We start from the raw sequence: 11689 nt of genomic DNA, 5'->3' as shown, positions 1-11689 counted from the left end.
CCGTCAGCCCGCCGTCGCGCGCTTGGTGAGCTCGATGTCGGCGGTCGGCGGGCGGACGCGTCCGCCGGGCACACCGGCGGAGCCGCTGTTGTCGAGGGGGTTCGGATCGGCCGTGTCCGCGCGGGCGGTCGCCGTGTTCCGCAGGCCCGTCCCGTCACCGGTGTGCGCCGGGTCGAGGCGCACGGTGAAGGTCCACGACCGTTCTGCGCCCGGGTCCAGCGTCGTCGCCGTACCGCAGGTGACGTCCCGGCCGACGGCGGTGCAGCCCCCGGGCGAGGAGACGAAGGCGAGCGCCGCCGGCAGCGGGTCGGCGACCGTGACCTTCCGGGCCACCGACGGGCCGCCGTTGCGTACGGTCACCGTGTAGGTGAAGGTCTCCCCGGGGGCCACGGGCGACCGGACCTCGACGGCCTTCACCAGCGAGAGGTCGGACCGGGCGGCCGCCACCCCGCCCGGCGGAGCGGCGGCCGCGCTGGTGTTGTTCGCGGGCTGCGGATCGGGGAGGGCGTGCCGCACGGCCGCGACGTTCCCGAGGTCCGAACCGTCCCCCTGGTAGGCCGGGTCCAGCCGTACGCGCACGGTCCAGGAGGCGCTCGTCCCGGCGCTCAGCTGATCGCGGACCGGGCAGGACAGCTGCTGTCCCGAGGCGGTGCACCCGTCGGCGGAGGAGACGAACCGCAGCGGCCCGGGCAGGGTGTCGGAGACCTGGACGGCGCTCGTGTGGGAGGGCCCCAGGTTCCGTGCGGTGATCCGGTACGCGAACTCCTGCCCCGGGGCCACCGGTCCGGAGCCGACCCCCTCCTTCTCCGCGGCCACGTCGGCGCGCGCCGTCACCACCGTGGGCGCGGCCGTGGAGGTGTTGTCCGCAGGATTGGTGTCCGTACGGTCCGCCGGGGCGGTCACGGTGGCGGTGTTGGACAGGGTGACGGGCTGGGCCGGGGCCGTACCGGTGACCGTGTAGGTGACGGACCCGCCCCGCAGGAAGTCGGCCGTGGTGTTCAGGACGTTCCCGCTGCCGGAGGCCTGCCCGCAGGTCCCGCCGGTGCCGGCGCGGCAGGTCCAGGTCACGTCGGTCAGCCCGGGCACGGTGTCGCGCACGGCGGCGCCGGTGACCTCGTTGGCCTGGCTGTTGGAGACGGCCAGGGTGTAGGTCACCGGTCCGCCGCCGGCGGGCACGGTCGCGGGGGAGCCCGTCTTCGCGAGGGTGAGGTCGGCGGGCACGTTGATCTTGAGGCTGTCGATCTCGTGCACGTTCGTCGCGCCGCCGGTGCTCCCGGAGAACCCCACCTTGAGGGTGGCCGGAAGCTTCGGCTGGCCGGTGATGGCCGTGACGTCGAGGTCGGTGATCAGCTTGGTCATGGCCGTGTCGGGGCCGCTGTCGGACCACACCGACAGCAGCATCTTCGTACCGCTGGGCAGGAGGGACACGCGCACCGTGCGCTCCTTGGCACGGCTGCCGGTCTCCACGGTCTTGCCCGGCCCGTCGGCCGACGTCGCGAAGCGGTACCCGGTCCTGCCGCTGCCTCCGCCGCGCACCACGATCTTGTTGGGCTGGGCGCCCGGGCCGCCGTTGCCGACGGTGTTCGAGGAGAAGTTGCCGAACTCGTCCAGCCCGATGCCGAGGTACGCGCCCGGCACGCCCGAGGTGGCGCAGGAGTCCGCGGCGCCCGAGCAGGCGTAGCCGAGGGCTCCGCCGGAAGCGCCGACCCCGTCGGCCGCCGCGCCGTCGGCCAGGTAGAACGACAGGCCGTCACCGCGCTTGCCCTCGAAGGCCGTTCCCCCGTAGGTGGCGTAGCTGAACTCGGCGAGGATGCCGAGGCTGGAGGGGAAGGAGTCCTTCAGCTTCCAGGTGCCGGCCTGGGTGGAGCTCGCGGACGTCAGCCGCAGCCAGCCGCCGCCCTCCGGATAGCTCGCGTTGCCGCTGGTGCTGCCCAGGTTGGTGGAACTGTCGAAGGTCTCGTTGACGGGGAAGGCGAGGGCGCGGGGTCCGGGGCCGCCCCCGGCCGGGCCGCCCCCGGCGCGCGGGGCCGCCGTCGCGGGCGTGGCGAGGGCCGCGGGCAGGACGAGCGCCGCCGTGCACAGCAGGGCGGCGGCTGCCCTGCGCCACCGGGCACTCCGGGGCATCGTCATACCGGGACGTCCCTCGTCTTCTCGCGCTGCTGCTGCTGCTGCTGTGGTGGTGGTGGTGGTGCGTGCGGCGGTCGTCCGCCGCGGGGGCCGCGGCGAACCGCCGGTCACGGGCGCCGCACCCGGAACGCCGTCCGCAGCGCCGCTCCCGCGGCCACCAGCGCGGTGGAGGTCCACAGCAGCCAGGCCGGGACCGTGGCCCCGGAGTCGGCCAGGTCGCCGCGGCCGCCGTGCTGCTCCCGGCCTTCGTGGTGGTCGCCGCGGCCGTCGTGGCCGTGGTGGCCGTCCCCGCGACCGTCGTGTCCGTCGTGCCCGCCATGTCCGTCGTGCTGCTCCCCGCGGCCTTCGGACACCAGACACAGCCGCCCGCCGCCCGGCCCGGTGGTCCCCGGCCGGTTGGCGTTGTCGGAGAGGTCGGGGTCGAAGCTCGCCGAGGTGACGCGGGCGACGTTCTCGATGGGCGTGCACCTGCCGGCCGGAGGCCGGGCGGCCCGGTCCTCGGTGGCGGCCCGCACCGTGATCCGGTACTCCGCCTTCTCCCCGGCCGCCAGACGGTCCAGCGGCGGACAGACCACCAGCCGCTCCCCGTCCTTCGCGACCGCGCAGTCGTCGGGTGAGGAGAGCAGGGTCAGCGAGGCTGGCAGCCGGTCGGTGACCTGGACCTGCCGCGCCGTCGCCGGGCCCTCGTTGCGCACCGTGATCAGGTACGTGAACTTCTCGCCCGGCCGGACGTGCTCCCGCCCCCTCGCGAGCACCGCCGTCTTCCGGAGCGACAGGTCCGCCGTCCGTGCGCTGGGCGGGATCTCCAGGCCGGTCAGGGAGGAGGTGTTGTTCCGGGAGTCCGGGTCCGCCGTGGCCGAGTCGACGACCGCTTCGTTGACGATGTCCGTGCCGTCTCCGCGGTAGCCGGCGGCCAGCCGTACGGTGATCACCCACGCGTGCGAGGCGCCCACCGCCAGCGCGGCCAGCGGCCCGCACACCACCGTCCGGCCGCTCGCGGTGCAGCCGTCGCGGGACGAGACGAATTCCAGGGCGAGCGGCAACCGGTCGGTGACGCGCACCTGCCGGGCGCTGGACGGGCCCCGGTTGGTCACCGTCACGACGTAGTCGAAGGTCTCCCGCCCCGCCGAAGCGGCGCTCTCCCGGTCGGCGGTCGCCGCCGGCCGCAGGATGCCCGACACCGCCAGATCCGCGCTCTCCCGGAGCCGCGCGGCGGTGGCTCCGCTGCCCGCCCCGGGCTCCTCCACCGGTCCCGCGCCGCCGCCGGGCCCCGTTTCCGAGAGCGCCTGCCCCGTACCGGCGGCAGGCGCTGCCGGTACGGCGGACGCGTCGGGCTCCGGCGACGCGTCGGGCTCGGGGGACTCGGACGTGGCCGTACCGGGGTCCGCCGGACCCGATGCCGCGGAAGGCGCCGTGGAGAGGAAACAGCACGCCGCCGCCGCGGAGAGCGCGGCCACCGTGCGCCGGCGCCGGCACGGGCCGCCGGTGCGGCTTCTCACGACACGTCGCATCGGCTGCCCTTCGGGGAAGGAGGACTCGCCCCAAGGAGGACCAGTGCGGTGATCTATTCACACAAATAGGCAGAAAGGGTGCGGCCGGTGTGATCGCTTATGACTAACGGGTGATCGAATTCAGTCCGTCGGCCCTAAGCCGTCGGCTCGGTCGCCCTCGCTCTCGCCCTCGCCCCCGGCTCAGCCGTGGGCGGCGTGCAGTTCGTCCGTGAAGTGGTGGTGGCTGTGCCGCCACCCCGCTCCGGCCGGGCGCGCCCCGCGGAGGTGCGGATGCCCGGGGGTCAGTCCGCGGTGCTCGTGCTCGTGTACGTGGCCCCGGGCCTCCTCCGTCGGCGCCCCGGCCGGCCACAGGCGGGCGGCGAGGGCCGCGGCGGCGAGCGCGACCGCGCCCAGCGCCGCCGTCGCCCACCCGAGCCCGGCCTTCGCGCCGACCCAGCCCGCGAGCGGATAGGTCAGCAGCCAGGCGGCGTGCGACAGGGAGAACTGGGCGGCGAACACCGCGGTGCGGTCCCCCTCCGGCGCGGCCCGCCGGAGCACCCGGCCGGCGGGCGTGAGCACCATCGAGCACGCCGCCCCGAACACCGCCCACGTGCCCAGCAGCGCGGGCCACCGCCAACCGCCGCCGTGCGCCGAGGTGATGACGCCGAGGGCGCCGAACGCCGCGGGGAGCAGCAGGGCGCCGGTGAGCATCACCCGCCGGTCCGGGCGGTTCTCCAGGATCCGCGGCAGGGCCAGCGCCACGGACATGGACCCGGCTCCGTACGCGCCGAGGGCGAGGGCGACGGACTCGGGGGACAGCCCCAGGAAATCCCGGACGTACACGACGGAGTTGACCGTGACCACGGCTCCGGCGGCCGCGACCGCGAGGTTCATGGCCAGCAGGGACCGCAGCTGCGCAGCGCCGAGGAACAGGCGCGTCCCCGCGGTGGCCTTGGCGTACGCACCCGGCCCGGACCCGGCGCAGGCCCGCGCCCGGCGGGGCAGGACGGCGGACAGCACGAGCGCGGACGAGCCGAGGAATCCGGCCGCCGTACCGAGGAACAGCCGGTCGTAGGCGACCACCGACAGCAGTGCGGCCGCGAGCGCGGGGCTGAAGAGGCTCTCCAGGTCGTAGGCGAGCCGGGACAGCGACAGGGCCCGCGTGTAGTCGCGCTCCTCCGGCAGGACCTCGGGGATCAGGGCCTGGAAGGCGGGCGTGAAGGCGGCCGAGGCGGTTTGCAGCAGGAAGATCAGGACGTAGACCTGCCACACCTGGTCCACGAACGGCAGGACGAGCGCGACCCCCGCCCGGACCAGATCGGAGCCGGCCAGGAGGGCCCGGCGCGGCAGCCGGTCGGCCACCGCGGCGACCGCCGGGGCGATGACCACGTACGCCACCATCTTGATCGCGAGCGCCGTGCCGAGCACCGAGCCCGCGTCGGCGCCCGCGAGGTCGTACGCGAGCAGCCCGAGGGCCACGGTGGCCAGGCCCGTGCCGGTCAGGGCGATGACCTGGGCGCCGAACAGGCGGCGGTAGGTGCGGTCGCGCAGGACGCTCGGCATGCGATCCCTCTCCGGGCCGGGTGGTGGGGCGGGGCCTCCAATGTATCCACACATGCGCACCTGCGCACATGTCTGGTGGATTGCGGCTCCTCCGACGCCCCGGCCCTTCCCGGAGCGACCTACTCTGTGGGGTATGCCCGCTCGCGAACCCCAGCCACCTGCACCCGATGCGCACCTACGGGATCCCGACAGGGCGCGCCTCATCGAGGCGACCGAGGTCTTCGCGATGCTTTCGGACGTCACCCGGCTGCACCTCCTGTGGCTGCTCGCCCGGGAGGAGTCGGACGTCGGCTCGCTCGCCGAGCGGTGCGACGCGTCGAGGACCGCGGTGAGCCAACACCTGGCGAAACTCCGGCTGGCGGGCCTCGTGGACACCCGCCGCGAAGGCCGGCGCATCCACTACAGCCTGCGCGACGGGCATCTGCGCCGACTCGTCCTGGAAGCCCTCAGCCACGCCGACCACCGGGTCAGCGGAACGGCCCCGCACAACTGACTCCCGCGACGGCGCGCCCGGTGCCCCGAGCGGTCCCCGCGCGAGCCGCCGCCGGCAACCGGACGTTCTCCATGATCGGTCGGCGCCGCCCTGGTGGCGGTCCTCGCCCTGGACGGCGCACCCAACGCCGGCGCCGAGGACCGACCGCGGGTACGACGAGGGCAGATCAGGGCGTTGAACGCTTCGCCGGCCTGCGCGGACTGCTCCTGAAGCCGCTCGGCGGAATTCCGCCGATGCACCCCCGCGTGCGGGACGGCTCCCCTATCCTCGGCCCGTGGATCAGCTGATCGTCGAAGACCCGCCCCGTATCGGCCCGTACCGTCTGATCGCCCGGCTGGGGGCCGGCGGCATGGGCCTGGTCTACCTGGGCCGGTCCGAGGGCGGGCGCACCGTCGCCGTGAAGGTCGTCCAGGCCGAGTACGCAGGCAACCCGGAGTTCCGCAGGCGCTTCGCCCGGGAGGTGGCCGCCGCGCGGCGGGTGGGCGGGAGCTGGACCGCGGCCGTGCTCGACGCCGACCCCGAGGCCGCCGTGCCCTGGGTGGCGACCCGGTACATCCCGGGGCCCGATCTGCACGCCGTGGTCGCCAAGGACTTCGGGCCGCTGCCCGAGCACTCCGTGCGCACCCTCGCCAACCGGCTCGCCCTCGCCCTGCAGGCCGTGCACGAGGCGGGCCTGATCCACCGCGACCTCAAGCCCTCCAACGTCCTGATCACCGTCGACGGCCCGCGCGTCATCGACTTCGGCATCGCCCGAGCCATGGACAGCCTCGCCGGGGACAGCCTGCTGACCCATACCGGCATGCTGATCGGATCGGCCGGTTTCATGTCGCCGGAGCAGGTCCGCGGCCGCGAACTCACCCCCGCCAGCGACGTCTTCTGCCTCGGAGCCGTCCTCGTCTACGCCGCCACCGGACGGCTCCTCTTCGGCGCCGCCGACACCGGCCTGAACGCCCACCTCTTCCGGGTCGCCGAGGAGGAGCCGGACCTGACCGGCGTGCCGGAGGAGCTCGTCGAGCTCGTCCGCGACTGCCTGCACAAGGACCCGACCCTGCGGCCGACCCCCGCACAGGTGGCCGAGCGTACGGCCGCCGACCAGCCCGGGGAATGGCTGCCGGGCCAGGTCCTGGCCCAATTGGGCCGCCACGCGGCCCAATTGCTGGACTTCGCCCCCGCGCCGCTCGACGAAGCCCCGGCCGCGCCGCAGGACCCCCGGGTCCCCTCCCCGCGCCCCCAGCTCCCCCCGCCGCCCGCGTACGCCCCCACGGCCCCGGCACCCTACGGCCCCGCGCAGGGCTTCGGCCCGTCCCCGGCGGCCACACCCGCCGACGGGTGGCCCCTCCCCCCGCCCGAGGCGGCCGTGGCCCCCGCCGATCCGCACACCCGGCGCCGGCGGGGCCTGGTCGTGGCCGCCCTGGTGCAGCTGGTGGTGCTGCTCGAAGGGACGGTCTTCGACCTGGCGATGCCGTTGGTCCACGCCGAGTTCGGCCTCGGATACGACGGCATGGACCTGGTGTTCGTCACCTACTGGGTGGTCTTCGGCGCGCTGCTCCTGCTCGGCGGCCGCGTCGTGGACCGGGTGGGGCGCCGCCAGTCGGTGATCATCGGGCTGGTCGGATTCGCGGTGGCCTGCACCCTCGGGGGCGCGGCCTCCAGCTCCGCCATGCTGATCTCGGCCCGCGCCCTCCAGGGCGCCTTCGCCGCCCTGCTGACACCGGCCGCACTCGCCCTGGTGTCCACCGGCTTCACCGACCCCAGGGGACGCGGCAGGGCCTTCGGGGTCTACGCCGCGCTCGCCGGCGGCGGTTCGGTGCTCGGGCTGTTCGCGGGAGGCTTCGCCTACAACCTGGTCTGGAGGTGGAGCTTCTACGTCGCCGTCCCCATCGCCGTGATCGCCCTGGTCGTCGCCCTGGCCCTGCCGCGCGACCGCCCGGACCCGGCCGGCGCCCGCCTCGACGCGCCCGGCCTCCTGCTCGGCTCCACCGCCCTCGCCGCCCTCGTCTACGGCCTCTACGCGGGCGGTTCGCACGGGTGGACCGTGCCCCTCGTGCTGTTCCCGCTGGTGGGCGGAGCCGTCCTGCTCGGCGCCTTCTTCTGGCAGCAGAGCAGGACGCCGAACCCGGTGCTCGCGGGCCGCGTCCTGGGCGACCGCAACCGGCTCGGCGCGCTCCTCGTCGTGTTCCTGGCCGGCATCGGCACCCTCCTGCTGTTCTCGTTCCTGAACTTCTGGATCCGGGAGGTCCTCGGCTACTCGGCGGACGGCGCCGCCCTGCTCCTCCTCCCCATGGCCGCCGGAATCCTCGTCGGGTCCACCCAGGTGTCCGCCCGGCTGACGCCCCGGGTCGCGCCCGGAATCCTGATCGCGGTGGGGATGGCGCTCACGGCCGCCGGACTGCTGGTCCTGACCGGCCTCGAATCCGGCGGGCCGTCCGTACCGGTGGTGCTGTCCGGATCGATCCTCATCGGCCTCGGCATCGGACTGGCCTACGTGCCGGTCTTCGACGTCGCGACCGCCGGAATCGCCCCCCGGCAGGCCGGTGCGACGGCCGGGGTCATCGGCACGGCCCAGCAGCTCGGCGAAGCCATCGGCGTCGTACTGCTCGCAGTGGCCCTCGCCGAATCCTCCGCGGTGGATTTCCAGGACCGGCTGCGCGGATACGCGGACACCCTCTGGTGGGCGCTCGGCAGCGTGCTGCTCGCCGCGGTGCTCGCGGGTCTGATGGTCAACGCCAGGGCCCCGCGCAGCGCCGTACGGCAGCCTGCCGAGCCGCTCCGCTAGGGGCGGTGGGGCCGGGGCCTCAGCCCCGGCCGCGTACGAGCGTGAACACCGCGCCCTCGGGGTCCGTGACCACGGCCAGCCGGCCGCTCAGGCCCTCGCGCGGCGGCTGGACGATCCCGCCGCCGAGCCGCTGGACCCGGGCCGCGGCCGCGTCGGTGTCCTCCACCTCGAAGTACGTCATCCAGTGCGGCCCCCGGTCGTGGGGCAGGGAGCGGCCGACCCCGTGCACGGCGGCCACCGGCACGCCCTGCAGGGACAGGGTGAGGTAGTCGAAGTCTTCGGCGGCCTCGCCCGCACCCGCGTGCGCGCGGGCCTCGTGGCCGAAGACGTGCTCGTAGAACTTGCCGACCGTCGAGGTGTCCTGCGTGACCAGCTCGTGCCAGACCGGGGTGCCCGGCCCCCCGGCCAGCCGGGTCCCGAGGTGGGAGGCCGCCTGCCAGAGCCCGAAGATCGCGCCCAGCGGGTCCGAGCAGATCGCCACCCGTCCCGCGACCCCGGCATCGAGCGGGCCCACCGCGACGGTGCCGCCGCAGGAGCGGATGGATTCGGCCGTGGCGTCGGCGTCGTCCGTGGCGAGGTACGTGGTCCAGGCCACCGGGAGCTGCCGGTCCGGGGGCATCTCGCCGATGCCGGCCACCTCGCGCCCGCCGAGCATGGCCCGGACGTACGGACCGAGTTGCTCGGGGCCGGGCTCGTACTCCCAGCCGAACAAGTCGGCGTAGAAATCCTCGGTGGTACCGAGGCCGTGCACCATCAGGCTCGCCCAGCACGGCGTGCCGGGCGTGCGCCGCGTTGCTTCCGATGCCTCGGTCATGTCAGCCGTCTCCTCCGTCGTCACGCTCGTGACCCTTCCCGGAGCTGATGCTTCCACTCCGGCGGGCCCGGCGCGCCCCGACCGGCCGGGTTTTCCGGGAGCCGGGAGAGATGACCGGATCAGTGCGGCCCGTCGGGCCCCGTGGATGTCCGGCTTGTTACGCGGGGTGTGCGCCGGGGAGCAAAATGGCCCGCATGACTGCGAACCCGCCCCGCTCACCGCTCGTCTCCGCCGCCGACCTGAAGGAGGAGCTGGCCGGCCCGCTGCCCCCGGTGCTCCTCGACGTCCGCTGGCAGCTCGGCGGCCCGAACCTGCGGCCCGCCTACGAGGCCGGACACCTCCCGAACGCGGTCTACGTCGACCTCGACACGGAACTGGCAGGCCAGGCGGGCTCCGGCGGCCGGCACCCGCTGCCGGATCCCGAGGAGTTCGGGGCGGTGATGCGGCGGGCCGGAGTCTCGTCGGACACGCCCGTGGTCGTGTACGACGGCGGCCTGGGCTGGGCGGCGGCGCGCGCGTGGTGGCTGTTGCGCTGGACGGGTCACCCGCGGGTGCGGGTCCTGGACGGGGGACTGGCCGCATGGCAGGCCGGTGACGGTCCGCTGTCGGCCGAGGTCACTCCTGTGAGCGAGGGTGATTTCAAGCCAAATCCGGGTGCCATCGGACTGCTGGACGCGGACGGCGCGGCGGCGCTGGCCCGGACGGGTGTGCTGCTGGACGCACGGGCGGGCGAGCGGTACCGGGGCGAGGTCGAACCGATCGATCCGGTCGGGGGCCACATCCCGGGAGCGCTGTCGGCGCCGACCACCGAGAACACGGGATCCGACGGCCTGCTCCTGGACCGCGACGCCCTGCGGGCCCGCTTCGAAGGCCTGGGCGTGCACGCCGAGACCGCCACCCCGGTCGGGGTGTACTGCGGCTCGGGCGTCTCGGGGGCCCACGAGGTCCTGGCGCTGGCGGCGGCGGGCATCCCGGCAGCGCTGTACGCGGGCAGCTGGTCGGAATGGTCGGCGGACCCGGCGCGCGAGGTCGCGGTCGGCGAGCTGCCGGGCTAGCGGGGGACTGCACCGGCTCCGGTCCGAGGACCGGAGCCGGTCCGAGGCGGTGGTGGTGTCCGCCGCCGCCTCGGACCGGACGGGTCCGGGCCTACTCCTGCTTCTTGCGGCGGGTGCCGAAGACGATCTCGTCCCAGCTCGGCACCGCCGCGCGGCGGCCGGGCCGCACCCCGTCGGCCTCCGCCTGCCGGTCGGTCGTGCCCGTCAGCCGGTCCCGGTGTCCCGCCACGGTGCGCGGCATCAGGACGTCCGCGTACGCGGAACCCGCACCGGCCGACGCCGAAGCGGCGGGCGGCTCCTCCACCTCCGGTTCGGTCACCGGCTCCGGGACCACCAGGTCGCCGCGGAAGCTCGGTACCGCCTCCAGCAGTGCCGTCAGCGTGTCCCGCTCTTCCTCGGGCTCCGGCTCCGGCGGGGGAGCGGGAGCCGTGGGGCGTTCCATCTGGCGGTCGAGCGCCCGGTCCAGCGGCCGGTCGCGGGGCAGTCGCGCGATCCTCGGCACGAACGGGAAGCTCGGCTCCGGGGTCGCCGGCAGGTCGTCCGATTCGCCGATCAGCGAGCGGGCCTCGTCGTCCACGGCCACGACCAGCCGGCGCGGCGGGTCGTACGTCCAGCTCGCCGAGTGCGGTTCGCCCGCGACCCGGTAGACCAGCAGGACCTCCCAGGTGCCGTCGTCGCGGCGCCAGGAGTCCCACTGGACGGATTCCTTCTCGGCGCCGCGCAGCGAGAGCCGTTCCTGCACGGCCTCGCCGAGCTGGGGTCCGGTGTTCTCGCCGGGCCGGCGCACGGGGGTCTTGCGGGCCCGCTCCGCCATGAACGCGCGCTCGGCGAGCACGGGGCCCTCGAAGCGGCGTACGCGGTCGACGGGGATGCCCGCCAGCTGAGCGACCTCCTCAGCGGAGGCACCGGCCCGTATGCGGGCCTGGATGTCGCGGGGGCGGAGGTGGCTCTCCACCTCGATCTCGATCTGGTTCAGGCGCGCACGGTCGTTGCGCACGGCAGCCCGGAGACGCTCGTCGATCGGAAGCGTGTACTCCGTGCTGTCCGCAGCCTTGAGCACCAGTCGTGTGCCGTCATTTGAGACGGCCACGACACGCAGTTCGGGCATGGGGACCTCCCGGGTGGTGCCTGCCGACGTCACGTGCGTCGCTGCTTCCGCTAGTCGAGTGTGGCCTGCCCGGGTGCAGCCTGCCACTACCTTGCCGAGTTAAACCGGCGTGTCGGGCATGCGCCCTTGATCGCTGTTATGGCACGGTTACCTGTTGGGCACGCACAGTGACCGAATGATTACTGTGCGCAGCAGGATCCCGTGCAATACCGCGGCATCGCCGGTCTCGAGTGCCGTTTTTCCATCAGCCGGCCCCCTCTCCC

General features: G+C 74.6%; 8 protein-coding genes. 3 read left to right on the top strand and 5 right to left on the bottom strand.

Features of this window, described 5'->3' with window-relative positions; translation table 11 throughout:
* Positions 1-3 precede the first annotated feature (3 nt).
* From OG898_RS02215 to OG898_RS02205, 3 genes are all read right to left on the bottom strand, one after another.
* Positions 4-2130 carry a hypothetical protein gene (locus OG898_RS02215; RefSeq protein WP_266954643.1) on the bottom strand — a complete coding sequence of 709 codons (2127 nt, stop codon included), beginning with the start codon at positions 2128-2130 and terminating at the stop codon, positions 4-6.
* 104 nt (positions 2131-2234) lie between these two features.
* Positions 2235-3626: a DUF11 domain-containing protein gene (locus OG898_RS02210; RefSeq protein WP_266954641.1), complete on the bottom strand. Its 1392-nt coding sequence runs from the start codon at positions 3624-3626 to the stop codon at positions 2235-2237.
* A gap of 192 nt (positions 3627-3818) precedes the next feature.
* Entirely contained in the window at positions 3819-5180 is a 1362-nt protein-coding gene (locus OG898_RS02205; protein WP_266954639.1) for an MFS transporter, read from the bottom strand.
* A 133-nt stretch (positions 5181-5313) separates the two neighbouring features.
* Between OG898_RS02205 and OG898_RS02200 the strand changes: the two genes are divergently transcribed.
* Together OG898_RS02200 and OG898_RS02195 are read left to right on the top strand one after the other, a co-directional pair.
* On the top strand, positions 5314-5673 hold the full coding sequence (locus OG898_RS02200) for a metalloregulator ArsR/SmtB family transcription factor (protein ID WP_250742946.1): 360 nt from the start codon (positions 5314-5316) through the stop codon (positions 5671-5673).
* A 274-nt stretch (positions 5674-5947) separates the two neighbouring features.
* Positions 5948-8449, top strand: coding sequence for an MFS transporter (locus OG898_RS02195; protein ID WP_266954637.1), 2502 nt, complete (start codon positions 5948-5950; stop codon positions 8447-8449).
* 19 nt (positions 8450-8468) lie between these two features.
* Here OG898_RS02195 and OG898_RS02190 read toward each other — a convergent pair whose 3' ends face one another.
* Positions 8469-9263: a VOC family protein gene (locus OG898_RS02190; RefSeq protein ID WP_250742944.1), complete on the bottom strand. Its 795-nt coding sequence runs from the start codon at positions 9261-9263 to the stop codon at positions 8469-8471.
* Between the two features lie 194 nt (positions 9264-9457).
* On the opposite strand from OG898_RS02190, the gene OG898_RS02185 reads away from it, so the two are divergent.
* Complete coding sequence (locus tag OG898_RS02185) at positions 9458-10318, top strand: sulfurtransferase (RefSeq protein ID WP_250742943.1); 861 nt, start codon at positions 9458-9460, stop codon at positions 10316-10318.
* A 91-nt stretch (positions 10319-10409) separates the two neighbouring features.
* Here OG898_RS02185 and sepH read toward each other — a convergent pair whose 3' ends face one another.
* Positions 10410-11426: a septation protein SepH gene (sepH, locus tag OG898_RS02180; protein WP_250742942.1), complete on the bottom strand. Its 1017-nt coding sequence runs from the start codon at positions 11424-11426 to the stop codon at positions 10410-10412.
* Between the last annotated feature and the right edge of the window lie 263 nt (positions 11427-11689).

This window comes from Streptomyces sp. NBC_00193, from assembly GCF_026342735.1.
Taxonomy (GTDB): Bacteria; Actinomycetota; Actinomycetes; order Streptomycetales; family Streptomycetaceae; genus Streptomyces; species Streptomyces stoeckheimensis.
The sequence above is the reverse complement of the archived record's forward strand: the minus strand, read 5'-3'. Positions and strand labels throughout refer to the sequence as shown.